A 13,979-nucleotide genomic window follows, 5' to 3' on the forward strand; every position below is an offset into this window, starting at 1 on the left:
AAAAATGTGTATATTATGCTTCGCCAGTTAGGATGAAACGGGCATATTCCTTGCGGTTTTCTTCGAGATACACTACCAGCTCGTAGAAATCCATGTCGATTGCGATGCGCTGAACTGTGCTGACATCAAACATATTCGTCAGACCTGTGTCACGGATAGCCAGAATCTGCTTACGTACTTTATCTGTCATCGTCACACCTCCGGCAAATGTCCTCGCCATAAACTACTTGAAGCGTACTGCCGTTGTCCCACGCAACGCCCAAGCTGCCAATGTCATCGACATACCGAACGGTGCCTTTTGTGCCGATTGGCGGCGCTTGAGGATCGTCCATGCGTAGGAGTTCCACACGGCAACCAACCGGGTACTGTTTGCGGATACGCTCAACGGTTTCTCTTGACGGAAAATTATTGCTCATCGTCGTTTCCTCCAAAAATGGTCTTAATTTCGGCGCGTACAGCAGGGTCGGATTTGGCTTTGTCGAGGTCTTCCTGCGAGAAGATTTTCTTCTGACCGCTCTTGAAAGCAGCACTGCCAGTAAGGTTGCGGAGCAGAATTTTTCGTTCATCTTTGTACTCGTCGCCGATGAATCCAAGCCGCAGGAGAAAGCAGCGAAAAGCGTATTTGTCGTTGTCGGTTTCTTTTTCCTTGGCAGTGACACGCTTTTGCACCCTCGCCATCTCGCAGAGGGCCGTGACGAAATGCGAGTATGCCTTGACTGCGTCCGGGTCGGTGCCGTCCTCAAACCACGGGAATCTAACCTTGTCATCCGTTATTACAAGTTCAAGCATTTTCGTACCAAGCGCCTTTTTGATGAGGCTGTCTTTGCTTTCAACCAACCGCTTGAGGTTTTCAAGAGCGGTGTCGGTGAAGGAGGAGCGCGGTATTTCAATTACCAGACCGATGTTGTCATAGGGTTCGGGGACATCGCTTGCTTGCATACCGTTTTCTCCCTGAAAGTTTTCATGTCGGGTGCGTCCAAGTCCCAGTTCTTCACGGCCATCCATCCTTAGGTCTTCAAAGGCAATCACCTCATCTATCTGTCTTTGCATGGTTTCGGTAATGGTTGAGTTTGGATTGACATACCGTCCGGGGTTGTGTTGGTCGATATCCGGAAACTCATCAATCGCACCCAAGCCGCCAAGTCCGCTCTCGTAGGTGTCGGGTTCATCGTAGAGGCGGCTTTCGCCGTCTGCAACAAAGCCCTGTTGGTGGAGTGCGTCTTCAAGTTCGAGGTTATCGGGACCAGTAAGCACTCCTGCCTTATCGATGTGATATTTTCCGACCTCGTAGGCAAAGGTAGGAGCACCGAGGTAGTTAGTTGGAGCATCAAGCGCTGTACTGATTGTGCCAACCAGTGATTTGCGTTCACTGCCAGTAACATTATAATTGAGTTTCATTTTTCAAACCGCCTTTCTTTAAACCGAATTTATTCGGCTTCGGTACATACATTAATCACTCTGAATCGCTTATATAGCAACGGTTTTATGCGATTTCTGTGTAGAATACTGTACCGATTATTTGGCGGTTTCTTGTGTAGATAAAACAATACCGGACAGGCAAAATATACAAATGGCATGGCATCCTTTCCGTCGAAAAGTGAGATGAGCAGATGTTTACTCATCAACAGTTATATCCGCATATTTCATCGTGACACCATCGCGGATAACAGAAACGGCATCAGCACTGCCAATCTGCTCAATATAACGTTTTACAATGACATCGCAGTATTTCTCATCAAGTTCTATAGTGAAGCAAATTCTGTCGGACTGCTCACAGGCGATGAGGGTGGACCCGCTGCCGCCAAAGGGGTCGAGCACGATGCAGTTTGTGAGGCTACTGTTCAAAATAGGATAGGCCACAAGTGCAATCGGCTTCATGGTGGGGTGATCGGCGTTTTTCTTTGGCTTATCGAACTCCCAGATGGTGGTCTGCTTACGGTCGGCGTACCAGTTGTGCTTGCCTTTTTTCTTCCAGCCGAACAACACAGGCTCGTGCTGCCACTGATAAGGAGAGCGTCCCAGTACCAAAGACGGCTTTTTCCAGATACAGCACCCGGAAAGTTGAAAGCCTGCATCCGCGAATGCCTTGCGGAAATTCAAACCTTCGGTGTCAGCGTGGAATACATAAATAGAAGCGTCATGTGCCATTACTGCCTCGGTGTTCGTAAATGCCGCCAGCAGAAAGTCATAGAACGCTTCGTCACCCATATTATCGTTTTTGATCTTGCCGGCCGTACCTTCGTAGTTGACGTTGTACGGTGGGTCAGTTACCACGAGGTTCGCGAGCTTTCCGTCCATCAGATTGGTGAAGGTGTCAGCCTTGGTTGAATCGCCGCAGGCCAGCCGATGCCGACCGAGAAGCCACACATCACCGAGCTTTGTAATGGCTGGCTTTTTCAGTTCTGCATCAACATCAAAGTCATCGTCTTTAATGCCGTCCTTAAGTGAATCCTTGAAAAGGTCATCGATTTCAACAGGATCAAAACCCGTGAGCGATACATCAAAATCTGCACCCTGCAAATCTGCAATAAGCAAAGCCAGCTTGTCTTTATCCCAGTCCCCGCTGATTTTATTGAGTGCAATATTGAGCGCTTTTTCCTTTTCAGTATCCATCTCGACCACCACACACTCGACTTCTGTAATACCCATGTCGAGTAGTACCTTCAGCCTCTGGTGTCCACCAACGACATGTGACGTGGTCTTGTTCCATATAACGGGTTCAACATACCCGAATTCCTCAAGCGAACGTTTCAACTTTTCATATTCCATATCGCCGGGCTTTAGGTCTTTACGTGGATTATAGTCAGCGGGGATGAGCAGCGCAGTTTGTATTTTTTCAATTATCATGGCTTTTTGCCACCTTTCCGAGCATTAAGTAAACGTTCCATCACATCGTCCTGCGGATTCGTACCGCTGTACTCGCCGGTGCAGTTTTCCTTGACGATCTGAAAAATCTCCATCCATAGGCGGTTTGTCTGATTCATATAGTTCTGGCCCATCGCCACATACGGACTTTGAATCGCATTGCCTGTTGTAGGGTGCTTTGCTAAAAAGCCGTATTCAGTAACAGATTCCTCGCATTGAATCCATCGAGCCACGCTCATGGCGTAGCGTTCAAGAAGCTGCGGAGAAACAAGCACCGCACAACCTCGCTCGTTCAGCCACGTCCATGTGGATTTATATATCTCGCTTGCGACGAGTGTTTTGCCGTCCTTCTGTACAGCTTCAAGCATTTTATTTGGCTCAGGCATTTCAAGTCCTTTGAGATCTGCTGTATCCTGAAATTCCATCACGGTCAGTTTTCTGCCGCTTGGATTGCCTTCGGCTATTTTGTCGGCTAATGGCTTCTTTTTTGCGCCCGCGCCGATACGAGCACCGCCACGATTAGTACCGTCTTTTGCCAAAAATATCACCTCACTTAGCGGGGTTGGGGCTATTCCCCCGTTTGAAACTGCGTTTTTCAACACGAAGCCCCACGCCGCTGTCCGCTTAAAAAAGTTTTAGAGATTTGACCGGCCCCACCGGTCACCGCTCTCGACAGTGATTCGAGAGTGACAGGATTTACAAAGAGCCATGAGATTGCTCTTCTCATTGTTGCCGCCTTTGGAGAGCGGAAGGATGTGGTGGACTTCCTCTGCGGGTGTCAGCTTGCCTTGCTTCTGGCATCCCTCGCAGAGAGGGTGCATCTTGATGTAGCGATCACGGATTCGTTTCCAGCTTCTGCCGTAGCGCTTATTGGACTTGGGGTCACGCTCGTACTGGTTGTACTGTTTATCCATGACCTTCTGATGCTCGGCACAGTATTGCTCACATGCAGCGAGCCGACCGCAGCCGGGGTAGGCACAAGGACGTTTTGGCTTATATGGCATTGGTTCACCTCCTTGGGTATATGAAAAGCCCTGCGGGATTGCTCCCACAAGGCTTACTACATTTTACTTCCGCATTATAATACTATCATAAGGAACAGGTATCATGTGGTATCATCAGGTATCACGATGGAGAATTGCATCACAAGTGTCTAATGCGCCAGTGTGTAATTTGTATAAATGGTGAATGCTGTAGTTCATATCGACAGCAATCTGCTCCCAACTCATGTAGCAAAGGTAGCGTTTTTCCAGAAGGGTCTGAAATTCCGTGTTTTCAACGGATTTCACTAGTGCAACAATGTCTCGCTTAAGGTCAACAAGGCGGTCTATGTCACGGTTGATTTCCGCCTGTAAGTCAACAATCTTTGCAACAGCGTCTGCCATCGTGGAAGTAGCACGGTTCGGATTACGCGGCATGCCTGTAAGAGTGGAGGTTGCTTTTGTAGCCAGCTCGTTCAGTGCTTGCACCTGCTCCAGCTTAGAGTTTATGCGCTGATCAAGGCGGTAGGCTTGGGAGAGGTATTCTCTTGCCCTCATACTACGCCACCTCCTTACGGAGCCTGTTCATAAGCATTTCAGGATCGATACCTGTCAGAAGCCCAAACCAGCCCGAACGGAAGAAACGCTCAACTTCATCTTTGCTGATGGCCGCATCCTTATCATGGGGACTGTATCGAAGGGTGCCAAGAGCCTCCCGATAATCCTCAACGGCTCTCAGGATGATAGCATTTGCCAAGTTTTCATAGGGTGTGTTCATAATCTGTACCTCCGAATTTTTATTCCTCTCGGATTGGCACGGATTGTCTCAGGGACAATGTCCCTCATTGTCATCAAATTTTCAAATTCGCCTTTACGGCATTAATCAGGGCTGTCTGAGTTCGATCCTTGGTGGAGAGTGCCTTCAGTATCCGACTGTCTATGGTGCCCTTCGTAATGATATGCTGCACTACAACAGTATCCGCAGTTTGGCCCTGCCTCCATAGGCGGGCGTTGGTCTGTTGGTAAAGCTCAAGAGACCAGGTCAGCCCAAACCATATGATGGTGGAACCGCCGCTTTGAAGGTTGAGTCCGTGTCCGGCAGAGGCGGGATGTACCAGCGCCACAGGCAGTTCACCGGCGTTCCATCTGCGGATGCTCTCCGGAGTATCAAGCTTGGAAAAAGGAATGTGGAGTTTGTGCAGTCGCTCGGAAATTCTGGCAAGATCGTGCTTGAACCAGTAAGCTACAAGCACTGGCTTGCCGTTCGCTGCCTCAATTAAATCCTCCAGCGCGTCCAGCTTGCGGTCGTGAATATAGACTATTCCGCCAACATCGTCATAGACAGCGCCGTTAGCCATCTGGGAGAGCTTATTTGACAGGGCGGCAGCATTGGCAACGGTGATATCGCCATCCGGGAGCTGCAGTACGAGATCGTCCTTCAAAATGTTGTAGTGTTCCTGTTCTTCCTCGGAAAGCCGCACCTCATATTCGCTGCTGACGAGCTCCGGCATCTGTAGATGGTCGGTGGACTTCATGCTGATGGTGATATCCGCGATTTTGCTGTAGATTGCTTTTTCTGCGCCGGGCAGCGGTTTGTAGGAGTATATAATCTGGCCGTTCCGCTTGTCCGGCATGAAATAGTTGGTGCGATACTGACCAATAAAGCGGCCAAGGCGCTGGCCCATGTCCAGAAGCCTGTACTCAGCCCACAGATCCATGAGACCATTCGCGGAAGGGGTGCCGGTCAGTCCTACAATGCGGCGGATGCGCGGGCGAACCCTCATCAGTGCCCGGAAGCGTTTTGCCTGATAGCTTTTGAAGGAAGACAGCTCGTCGACAACCACAGTATCGAAGTCAAAGGGTACACCGCTGTCCTCTATGAGCCACTGGATGTTCTCCCGGTTGATAATGCAGATGTCCGTCTGCTGTAGGAGCGCCGCTTTGCGTTCAGCTTCGGTCCCAACCGCTATGGAATAAGTCAACAGCGACAGGTGGTCCCATTTCTGAATTTCGGAAGGCCATGTATCTCGTGCCACACGCAGTGGCGCGATAACCAGAACGCGATGGGCCACGAAGCTGTCAAACAACAGGTTTTGGATAGCAGTAAGAGTAATGCTTGTCTTGCCAAGGCCCATATCCAGCACGACTGCCGCGATGGGGTGCGTCTCGATGTAATTGATGGCATAGGTCTGGTAGTTATGTGGCTCGTATTTCATCAAGAATCCCTCCAATCTGACCGGCGTCGTCCAGCACAAAAACCTTAAAGCCCAGGTTTCGCAGCATCCGGTGTCTGGCTTCCTGCAAAGGGCGCGGCGCCTTTCCTGGAGACTTGACTTCCACGAAGGCCATGCGGCCATCCGGTAAAAGTACGATGCGATCCGGCATGCCGCTCATGCCCGGCGAAACGAACTTCAGAGCCAGACCGCCCGCCTGCTTTACCATCAGGGTGAATTTTTGCTCGATTTCTTTTTCTCTCATGACCGTTTTCTCCTTACAAGTGACCTCGGTGTATGTCATTTACTGAACTTTTTCTTATTGAGTTTTTTATACTCTTAAGAAAATTTTTTCTAATAGACCTTCGTCGAGGTCACTTGATTATTTCTTTTACTGTAGAAAGTTCTCAAAATCTCCATTATCGATTTTGAGCCGAAGCCCGGTAAATAGACGTCTGCCATCACGGACAATCCGCTCAAAGCCAGCTTTTTCAAGTGCAAAGTAAAAATCTGCCGTGCTGCGGACATATTCGTTTGTGTCAATGCTGTAATTTCGATACGCCTGATACAATGCACCGGAGCTTTCACGGAAACTGGGATCAAGCTCACATTTGTCGTCGAGAAAATGGCCAAACCAATCGTTCTGCGCCCGATATTCATCAATTGCTTTCTGCACGCATTCCGGAACGGGAATATTGTAGTCTAGCGCGATAACCTTCTGAGCACCTTCAATGATCCACGACAGAATGCTCTCTCCGGCATTGTTATAAAGATATTCGCCGTAGTTCTTGATGTCGTTGGAGCCTTTAATTTTAGCATTGAACGGAATCACGATCAGCCTGCGCCAGATGCCGTCGTCGGAAGCGCTAACCTTAGGAAGATGGTTTGTATAGAGTACCAACGTATGGCAGGGTGTAAAGCTGAACGGATCTTTATACTTTTTCTCTGCGAAAACGTCATCGGTAGAGCACAGCTGCTTGACAGTGGAATCGTTGAGTCGAGCGCCTTCCTGCATTTCGGCTGCGATTAACAGTCGCTTGCCCTTGACCTCGGCCAGTTCCGGCTTGATGTTGCGGCGACAGCCAACCGTCAAAGTGTCAGCTGAGATGTTGCCGCTGTATAGGCCCAGCACACGAGAGACAGCATTCCAGAAGGTTGACTTGCCGTTGCGCCCGCAGCCATAGGCAATGATCAGCGCCTCAACATAGACCTTGCCGATGGCGGCAAGACCGCAGATCATTTGCACATAATTGATGAGCTCCTGATCTTTGCAGAATATGAGGTCAAGGCTGTCATGCCAAAGCTGCTCACCTTTATTGCTGGGTGAGACTGAAGTGATTTTGGTGATGTAGTCAGCTGGCGAGTGTTCCCGTGCACCTGCTACACCTTTACGGAGATCGTAGGTGGCTTCCGGTGTGCAGAGGAGAAAACAGTCCGCGTCCAGATCACGCGGGGAGATCTCCAGCATCGGTCGCGCTTCTTTCAGCGTTGCGGTGATGTTCTTAGAGTCGCGGCGGCGAATCGCAAATGACTGATAGGCTTTAGCCGAAAGAAATTCGGCATAGGCTTCGGACTGCGCGTCGTTGAATAGGGCTTCAGCTTTTGCTTTGGAGGTCGTATCTAGAATGCTCTGTGCTCCACAGTCAGTCAGCTTCTTGGCGGCGGCCAGTAGGTCTTTCGTCGCTTCTTCCAGTTGTCGGCGGGTAAGCTCATGGGCGACCGCTTGTGCACCGGGCTCAGTTTCTTTCCAGTAATGTTCCGTGTAACGGATAAAATGCGTTGCCGGGGAATAGCGTAGCTCGCCGGAGAAGTGTTTCGCCAGCACCTCGGCTTGCCCGACGTCAGAGAAATCCCCAGGTTTATACGAGGTATCGTCGTTATAGACCTCCGGTGGAACATAACCGTCCTGCTGTTGTACTTTGGCGTAAAACCGCTGGGCACTGTGCCATATGGTTGAAAGCTCGGAATCCTCCAAAGGCGGTGTGCATTTAGCAGCTTCATCAAGGAAGCATTGGTATGCCTCCGCGCTGTCGCCATATTTCTTGATGACCCGACCGGCAAAGCGTGACATGGTGGCATTGCGGCTGCCTTCCGGGATTATCAGACTGGCCCCATAGCCGCCAGCCATATCCGCGTCAAAGTCGTCGTTCTCCAGAAACTCGGTCAGATTCATGTTGCCGGGAAAGAGCTCAACCTCGACATTAGTGGTGCCGAAGAAGAAACGTGCCGCATCCAGCGCCTTGTTATCGAAGTACGGAAAGATTGAGTTGACCAGCTTCTTCATGTCGCTGTAAGCGGCCGCATCAGTCATACGTGTGATGGGGAAAAGAATATGGAACTTCGGCCGGGCGGGCTTTCCGTTTTTCTCGCGCATGTTGTAGCGGCTGTAATGGACTGCAAAGCAGACATCTGGGAAAGCGGCGGCGACGTCAGTCGGCAGGACCCAATCGGCAGGGTCCTCTGAGTGGTCGTTGTCACAGTCGACTGGAAGGCAGTCCGCGCCGAGAAAGTTGTGGCCGCTTCGATAACTGTTTTTATACTCAGCGCAGACATAGTCGTGGCAAACTGCAGCTCGCAGGCTGTCCTCATCCGTGACCTCAGTTTTATTGGGATAGGAGCAGTTGCCGGGGTTGCCGATGATATCGGCACTATACAGGGTGAACATCAGTCATGCACCTCCTTTGCGCCATCCTCCAGCACCTTGGTGATGAATTTGAGCGCAGTGATGATTGTTTCGAGCTCACAGTCGCCGCCGAGGGTAACTTCGAAACCTTCATCACCATAACGGCCAAGTGGACGCACTTGAATATCTGTGCCACCTTCATTCTCAATTCGGAAATAGGTGCGGCTGCCATGTCCTGTATCGCCGCCCTGATAACCGTTCGTGCCGGCTTCGACTTCGAGAACATTGGCGCTTACGATTTCACGTTTATAAGTAGGAACTTCTATGCCGCCGATGCGGCGTATACCTTCAGTGATTGCAAACATCTTGTACCTCCTCCAAATCTTCTGTGAAGTAACGCAGGCGGTAGTTTTTCCACCTGGCTCTTTTGATCTCTACCTGCATGCCGGGAGAGATAGCGCTGCCGAACACCCACACTTCGGAGCATTTGCTCATGAGAGCATTTCCAAAGAACCATCCCAGTTCACGTTCCTGCGGGTCGGTGTCGTCCATAAACTGCGGAAAGAGCAGATGTGGTGCTACCGGTATGAACCCATTGTCCACAGCAAAACGGCAATAATCCCGCGCAGCTTTTACATTTTTTTCGATGTCTCCCGCATAGGGAGAGCAAATATATACGATTGGCCGGAATGCGCGGAGTGCGCGTTCCTCTTTCTCGATTAGCGACAAGGCTTCGTAGGCGGTTGGGTCAGGATAACCTTCGCTATTACGTTTATCAATACACATTGTGAGCCTCCTTTCACGATGGGCTGTCATCGCCCGTCTCTACTACCCACTGGAGGTGACAGCCCGCTTTTGACGAAAATAATCAGTCTTTTTTATAGAAATTTATTTCGTACCCATCAGCACGGAGCAGAAGTCCCTTCGCCCACGGTGGTGTTCTGCCCATCTGTTCGCAAACTGCCTGAAGAGACATACTCGGCTCGGCTTCAATGACGATTTCGTCGTGGATGTGCATGACAATCGAGCAGTTCCGCAGTGTCTGCATGGCATAACTTAGAATGTCGCGCGATGTGGCCTGCACAATGTTTTCCACGAATTTTGGACCGTAGGAATCGAGGCGTTCCCATTTCTTTGTGCCGCCGACGCCTTCATAGGTGATACACTGTCCGCCGAACTTGTTCTCGCCAATGCGCGGCTTCACATAAGATAGTCTCCGGCCGGAAGGCAGCGTGATAAAGAGCATCCCGCTTTGGCAGGAGAACATGATGCCATGCGTAATGTTGGTGTGCTTGTTGCGGACAACCTCAAGCGCAGCTCGGTCAACATCCCACCAAAACTTCACGATATTCGGGTTAGCCTGCCTCCACGCATCAACCAGCAGAGGAAGCTCGTCCTCGGTTAGTCCCATTTCCAGAGCGCCCATCGCTTTCAGTGCACCGACAGAACCGCCATAACCGAGCGCCAATTCTGCGATTTTGCCTTTTTGACGCAGGTGGCCGTTGACGCCATGTTTCTCAACTGAAACCTTGAACATCTGGCTGGCGCTGGCGCAATAAATGTCGCCGCCCTTGGCAAAGACATTTTGACGCCACTGTTCGCCAGCCAGCCATGCAATCACGCGGGCTTCAATTGCCGAAAAATCAGAAACGATGAACTTCGCGCCGGTACGTGGAATGAACGCAGTACGGATAAGCTGCGAGAGCGTGTCCGGTACATCTTCATACAGAAGCTCCAGCGCATCGAAATCTCCGCAGCGTACAAGGGCACGGGCCTGCTCCAAGTCGGGAAGATGGTTCTGCGGCAGGTTATGCAATTGAATGAGTCTGCCTGCCCAGCGTCCGGTTCGGTTGGCACCATAAAACTGGAACATACCGCGAGCACAACCGTCGGCACAGACGGCGGCTTCCATCGCCTGGTACTTCCGCACCGACGATTTGGCAAGCTGCTGTCGAAGGGAGAGGGCATGTCCGAGTGGTTCTGGTGCGGTTTTCAAAAGCTCTGCAACGGCTTTCTTTCCGAGCGTATCCGTTTCCAGCCCGTTATACGCAAGCCACTGCTTCATCTGCTGCACAGAGTTTGGATTATCCAGTTCGGTCAGCTTTTTCATAGCCGTAGTGAGCTGTTGCCGAGACTTACTGTCCATGTCAATGGATTGTTTGACCATCACCATATCCAGGGCGACGCCACGGTCGTTTATTTCCTGATCGAGGTGGTATTCATCCCACAGGCGATCTGGCACCGGAAACTTAGAGAGCTTCTCTTGAACGGACATTTCCGTTTCCACATCGCAGGTGTTATACCGCTTGAAGGTTACCCATTTGTCTGGTGCATGATATGGACGATTGCGGGTGCGGCCGTCATTAGATTTTGTAGGAGTGCAAGGCTGGCAGAAATATTTAATGAGGTCTTTGCCTTCGGTGAGTTTCTGCTTCTCGAGCCCCAGCACTGCACCTACACCTTCCAGCGACAGCGGCAGACCCATCGTCGCAGCCCATACCATTGAGCAGCGCCACTGGGACGGGTCGAGATATTCACCGGTCGGCAATCCAAGGAAGCGGGAGAGGCAGATACGTTCGAAATTGGCATTGAAGGCCCATTTTGTTACAGTCTCGTCAGTTAGTGCAGTCGTGATTACCTGTGGGAGCTTCTCCCCGCAGGCAAGGTCAATGACCTGAACAGGACCACAATCTGCGCTAAAACCGAACAGAAGAATCTCGAAGTCAGGAGCTTCTACATATTTATAAACACCGCATTTGGAGAGCGGTGCGCTGCTGTAGGTTTCAATATCAATAGAGAGTGTTTTCATAGGATTGTCCTTTCATGGAAACAAGGGCGGCAGAGAACGAGTCCCTGCCGCCGCGTGTTTACTCCGTTTTGATAGAAGTATCCTCGTCTTTCTGGCGTTTGCGGCGTTTTTCTTGGATCTCTCCTACGGCGAAGATGATAATCCCCACAAGGTTTCCGATTAAGTAGCCGACGGTGGCTCCGAAGCACACGGAAAGCATCATGCTTTGAATTTCAGACATGTCAGCCACCTCCATCAGGACAAGAAATCGTCGTCGTTCCCGGACGCGAAATCGTTCTCAGCGCTGGTCTTGCCGCCAAGAGGCTCTCCGGCGCGGATGAGCTGCAGATTATTGAGGCCGCAGGCAATACCCTTGTTGCCGTTGCTGTTGAAGGCATAGAAATTAATGCTGGCGCGGCCGTACACACCGGAATACACCTCAGAGCGGGTTATGACAGGGTTGCGATCCGCGTCTACAATGCCGGGTGCTGTCGTGGAGTTGGCATTGATGAAGTAAGCGTTAGCATAAGCCGGATCATCAGGGCGCTCGACGTCACCGTCTCGAAGCGGGTTTTTGATTGCGGCCAGAGGCGGCACAGTCTTGCCGTTGCCCTTGAGCTTGGACTCGCCTTCGCGATAAGCAGCTTCGATGGCAGCCTTCAGCTTGGCGACGGTCTTGGTGTCGGACTTTGGAATAATGAGGCTGACACTGTATTTCGGAGTACCGCCGTTGATGGATTTCGGCTCCCAGACGTTGGCATAGGACCAGCGGGTATCGGGACCGGTGATAACTTTCATGGGGTTGTTGACCTTGTTCGCATTGTTAGACATATGATTGTCCTCCTTAATTTTCATTAAAATCGGCTGCTGCCGTTGACATTGCCGGACGTTTATCGCTCTCCGGCACAAGTGTGGGTTTGCCTTGCGGCTTTTCAATGTAGGGACTTAAGAGTTCATCAAAGCGGGATTTTCCGAGCAGTTTCTGCATGGCTGTGACACCGAGCACCTTTCGCTCATACGGATCGAAGCCTGCGCGCTCGACGACATCAGCGACAACCGCGTCGTTAACGTATTTCCTGTTGGAACGGCCCTCGACCAACTTCCAGCCACTCCATTCTTTGCCGCTGATTGCCTGTTGCAGGGCGTATTCCTTGATGTCCGAGGCCCACGAGACAAGCTCATCCACCTTAGAGAGAATATCCTCGATGTCCTCATCTGTGAGGAGCGGCGGAAGCTTGAACTCATACTGCGCCAGAGCAAGATTCGCCTCGGCGCGGGCGCAGCAGTCGTTCTTTGCCTTACAGAAGCCGCACCACTCACCACAGAGGAAGTTGCCGTCACCAGCGAAAGCGAGCTCAGCGGTGGGCTTAAGGACTTCGTCAGCCCAGCGGTACAGGTTATCTTTGGATATTTCATAGGTGCTGACGTTGTCTCTACGCGGTTGGTAGATGGTCATGCTGACCGTTTTGATGTCGTAGATTTTGTCAAATAGTTCTAGTGCACCGAGGGCATAACACATGAGCTGCGGATTTTCCTCTGCTCGGACGAGCACGCCAAGCCCATGCTTGTAATCACAGATTTTTAGGGTGACATCCGCGATAATTAACGCATCCGCCGTTCCGAATCCGCCCTCCACCCAGCGTGAAAAGTCGACGCGCTGTTCGATGAGCACCACCGGATCGGTACAGACCTGCTTAGCGGCTTCGACCTGTTCAAGTACATAAGCGGCATAACCAGTGGCGCAGTCGTTCATTTCCTCATTGAACCATGTCAGGTTTTCGGTCGGATCATCGGCTGGGAGCCCCAGCGCCTTGCGGAGTTTGTACTCGCAAAGAGCGTGGGCATCGGTCCCTTCAGCGGCGTAATCGCTACCCTTGTCCTCGTAGCTTTCACAAAGCCGTGCGGAAGGCGGGCAATGGAGCCAGCGGTCAGCGCTGGATGCGGAGAGAATTGCATGTCCTTTAGGTGGCATCTCGTCGTCGCAAGCTTCATATCGCTCGCTTCCGTGAAAACACGAAAGCTCGTTCATTCCGCTGCTCCTCCTCTCCCCAAAGAATCTGTGGATTCTTCGGGGGCCCCGATATCCTCCACCTTGGCAAGTAGCGCCTTGTAGTTGGCAGGATCAAGCTGCGAGAGCTTATCCGCACCGAACTTTTGAAGCAGCAAGCGAATCTCGGCGGTGTGTCCTTTACGGGATTTTTCTGCGAGCACGGCTCTCACTTCTTCCAGTGTCAGTAACGGCTCTGATGCGGGAGCTTCTTCGGCCGGCTCATTAGCGCTAAATGCCTCAGCCAGCCAGTTTGCCACGTCGCTAATAGCGGCAGCAGCGTTGCGCAGTTCTTCGATAGACGCAGCTATTTCGCTCATTTTGCTCATCTGCTTTTTCTCCTTCCATGTGTTGACTCTGATCAGCAAGTATTATGAGTTTTCTTGCCAGACGTTTGGACACGACACTGATTGCGGTCAGAACTTCAATAAGCTCCCCGTCTACAGCGCGGGTCCGGGTATCG

The 13,979-nt window shown here is 51.2% G+C and carries 18 protein-coding genes; all 18 read right to left on the reverse strand.

Annotated elements, in window-relative coordinates; all coding sequences use genetic code 11:
• Positions 1 to 13: 13 nt before the first annotated feature.
• The 18 genes from J5W02_RS00235 to J5W02_RS00325 all read right to left on the reverse strand — a co-directional run bounded on the left by J5W02_RS00235 (position 14) and on the right by J5W02_RS00325 (position 13,845).
• Positions 14 to 190, reverse strand: coding sequence for a DUF5049 domain-containing protein (locus J5W02_RS00235; protein ID WP_219938410.1), 177 nt, complete (start codon positions 188 to 190; stop codon positions 14 to 16).
• The gene (locus J5W02_RS00240) at positions 180 to 416 is read right to left on the reverse strand and encodes a DUF4314 domain-containing protein (protein ID WP_219938412.1); all 237 of its coding nucleotides are present in this window, start codon (positions 414 to 416) and stop codon (positions 180 to 182) included. Before J5W02_RS00240 ends, J5W02_RS00235 begins: the two co-directional genes overlap by 11 nt.
• Positions 406 to 1,254: a virulence protein gene (locus J5W02_RS00245; protein ID WP_219964460.1), complete on the reverse strand. Its 849-nt coding sequence runs from the start codon at positions 1,252 to 1,254 to the stop codon at positions 406 to 408. Before J5W02_RS00245 ends, J5W02_RS00240 begins: the two co-directional genes overlap by 11 nt.
• A 360-nt stretch (positions 1,255 to 1,614) precedes the next feature.
• Entirely contained in the window at positions 1,615 to 2,847 is a 1,233-nt protein-coding gene (locus J5W02_RS00255; protein WP_219938414.1) for a site-specific DNA-methyltransferase, read from the reverse strand.
• Positions 2,844 to 3,404 (reverse strand): P27 family phage terminase small subunit, encoded by a 561-nt coding sequence (locus J5W02_RS00260; protein ID WP_219964400.1) that lies wholly within the window; start codon positions 3,402 to 3,404, stop codon positions 2,844 to 2,846. Before J5W02_RS00260 ends, J5W02_RS00255 begins: the two co-directional genes overlap by 4 nt.
• 96 nt (positions 3,405 to 3,500) lie before the next feature.
• Complete coding sequence (locus J5W02_RS00265) at positions 3,501 to 3,869, reverse strand: HNH endonuclease (protein WP_219938416.1); 369 nt, start codon at positions 3,867 to 3,869, stop codon at positions 3,501 to 3,503.
• A gap of 114 nt (positions 3,870 to 3,983) precedes the next feature.
• A complete protein-coding gene (locus J5W02_RS00270) occupies positions 3,984 to 4,403 on the reverse strand; it encodes a DUF1492 domain-containing protein (RefSeq protein WP_219938418.1) in 420 nt (139 codons plus the stop codon).
• A gap of 1 nt (position 4,404) precedes the next feature.
• Entirely contained in the window at positions 4,405 to 4,623 is a 219-nt protein-coding gene (locus J5W02_RS00275) for a hypothetical protein (RefSeq protein ID WP_219938420.1), read from the reverse strand.
• A gap of 73 nt (positions 4,624 to 4,696) precedes the next feature.
• A complete protein-coding gene (locus tag J5W02_RS00280; protein ID WP_219938422.1) occupies positions 4,697 to 6,061 on the reverse strand; it encodes a DEAD/DEAH box helicase in 1,365 nt (454 codons plus the stop codon).
• The gene (locus J5W02_RS00285; protein WP_219938423.1) at positions 6,042 to 6,323 is read right to left on the reverse strand and encodes a VRR-NUC domain-containing protein; all 282 of its coding nucleotides are present in this window, start codon (positions 6,321 to 6,323) and stop codon (positions 6,042 to 6,044) included. Before J5W02_RS00285 ends, J5W02_RS00280 begins: the two co-directional genes overlap by 20 nt.
• A 126-nt stretch (positions 6,324 to 6,449) precedes the next feature.
• Positions 6,450 to 8,723, reverse strand: coding sequence for a phage/plasmid primase, P4 family (locus J5W02_RS00290; RefSeq protein ID WP_219938425.1), 2,274 nt, complete (start codon positions 8,721 to 8,723; stop codon positions 6,450 to 6,452).
• The gene (locus tag J5W02_RS00295) at positions 8,723 to 9,046 is read right to left on the reverse strand and encodes a hypothetical protein (protein WP_219938427.1); all 324 of its coding nucleotides are present in this window, start codon (positions 9,044 to 9,046) and stop codon (positions 8,723 to 8,725) included. Before J5W02_RS00295 ends, J5W02_RS00290 begins: the two co-directional genes overlap by 1 nt.
• Complete coding sequence (locus J5W02_RS00300) at positions 9,030 to 9,467, reverse strand: DUF7768 domain-containing protein (protein WP_219938429.1); 438 nt, start codon at positions 9,465 to 9,467, stop codon at positions 9,030 to 9,032. The genes J5W02_RS00295 and J5W02_RS00300 overlap by 17 nt, the downstream gene beginning before the upstream one ends.
• Before the next feature lie 82 nt (positions 9,468 to 9,549).
• Positions 9,550 to 11,490, reverse strand: coding sequence for a DNA polymerase (locus tag J5W02_RS00305; RefSeq protein WP_219938431.1), 1,941 nt, complete (start codon positions 11,488 to 11,490; stop codon positions 9,550 to 9,552).
• Between the two features lie 58 nt (positions 11,491 to 11,548).
• Positions 11,549 to 11,710, reverse strand: coding sequence for a hypothetical protein (locus J5W02_RS00310; protein WP_219938433.1), 162 nt, complete (start codon positions 11,708 to 11,710; stop codon positions 11,549 to 11,551).
• Between the two features lie 14 nt (positions 11,711 to 11,724).
• The gene (locus tag J5W02_RS00315; protein ID WP_219938435.1) at positions 11,725 to 12,300 is read right to left on the reverse strand and encodes a DUF2815 family protein; all 576 of its coding nucleotides are present in this window, start codon (positions 12,298 to 12,300) and stop codon (positions 11,725 to 11,727) included.
• 13 nt (positions 12,301 to 12,313) lie between these two features.
• A complete protein-coding gene (locus J5W02_RS00320; RefSeq protein WP_219964401.1) occupies positions 12,314 to 13,441 on the reverse strand; it encodes a DUF2800 domain-containing protein in 1,128 nt (375 codons plus the stop codon).
• 53 nt (positions 13,442 to 13,494) lie between these two features.
• Positions 13,495 to 13,845, reverse strand: a complete 351-nt coding sequence (locus tag J5W02_RS00325) for a DNA ligase (protein WP_219964402.1) — start codon at positions 13,843 to 13,845, stop codon at positions 13,495 to 13,497.
• Between the last annotated feature and the right edge of the window lie 134 nt (positions 13,846 to 13,979).

The sequence above is a fragment of the Caproiciproducens faecalis genome (assembly GCF_019448085.1).
In the GTDB taxonomy this organism is placed as follows: domain Bacteria; phylum Bacillota; class Clostridia; order Oscillospirales; family Acutalibacteraceae; genus Caproiciproducens; species Caproiciproducens faecalis.

Excerpts from the sequence above, each read along its gene's own strand:
- J5W02_RS00235 (WP_219938410.1), bottom strand. The coding sequence starts at position 190 with ATGACAGATAAAGTACGTAAGCAGATTCTGGCTATCCGTGACACAGGT.
- J5W02_RS00240 (WP_219938412.1), bottom strand. The coding sequence starts at position 416 with ATGAGCAATAATTTTCCGTCAAGAGAAACCGTTGAGCGTATCCGCAAA.
- J5W02_RS00255 (WP_219938414.1), bottom strand. The coding sequence starts at position 2,847 with ATGATAATTGAAAAAATACAAACTGCGCTGCTCATCCCCGCTGACTAT.
- J5W02_RS00265 (WP_219938416.1), bottom strand. The coding sequence starts at position 3,869 with ATGCCATATAAGCCAAAACGTCCTTGTGCCTACCCCGGCTGCGGTCGG.
- J5W02_RS00270 (WP_219938418.1), bottom strand. The coding sequence starts at position 4,403 with ATGAGGGCAAGAGAATACCTCTCCCAAGCCTACCGCCTTGATCAGCGC.
- J5W02_RS00275 (WP_219938420.1), bottom strand. The coding sequence starts at position 4,623 with ATGAACACACCCTATGAAAACTTGGCAAATGCTATCATCCTGAGAGCC.
- J5W02_RS00280 (WP_219938422.1), bottom strand. The coding sequence starts at position 6,061 with ATGAAATACGAGCCACATAACTACCAGACCTATGCCATCAATTACATC.
- J5W02_RS00285 (WP_219938423.1), bottom strand. The coding sequence starts at position 6,323 with ATGAGAGAAAAAGAAATCGAGCAAAAATTCACCCTGATGGTAAAGCAG.
- J5W02_RS00290 (WP_219938425.1), bottom strand. The coding sequence starts at position 8,723 with ATGTTCACCCTGTATAGTGCCGATATCATCGGCAACCCCGGCAACTGC.
- J5W02_RS00295 (WP_219938427.1), bottom strand. The coding sequence starts at position 9,046 with ATGTTTGCAATCACTGAAGGTATACGCCGCATCGGCGGCATAGAAGTT.
- J5W02_RS00300 (WP_219938429.1), bottom strand. The coding sequence starts at position 9,467 with ATGTGTATTGATAAACGTAATAGCGAAGGTTATCCTGACCCAACCGCC.
- J5W02_RS00305 (WP_219938431.1), bottom strand. The coding sequence starts at position 11,490 with ATGAAAACACTCTCTATTGATATTGAAACCTACAGCAGCGCACCGCTC.
- J5W02_RS00310 (WP_219938433.1), bottom strand. The coding sequence starts at position 11,710 with ATGTCTGAAATTCAAAGCATGATGCTTTCCGTGTGCTTCGGAGCCACC.
- J5W02_RS00315 (WP_219938435.1), bottom strand. The coding sequence starts at position 12,300 with ATGTCTAACAATGCGAACAAGGTCAACAACCCCATGAAAGTTATCACC.
- J5W02_RS00320 (WP_219964401.1), bottom strand. The coding sequence starts at position 13,441 with ATGCCACCTAAAGGACATGCAATTCTCTCCGCATCCAGCGCTGACCGC.
- J5W02_RS00325 (WP_219964402.1), bottom strand. The coding sequence starts at position 13,845 with ATGAGCAAAATGAGCGAAATAGCTGCGTCTATCGAAGAACTGCGCAAC.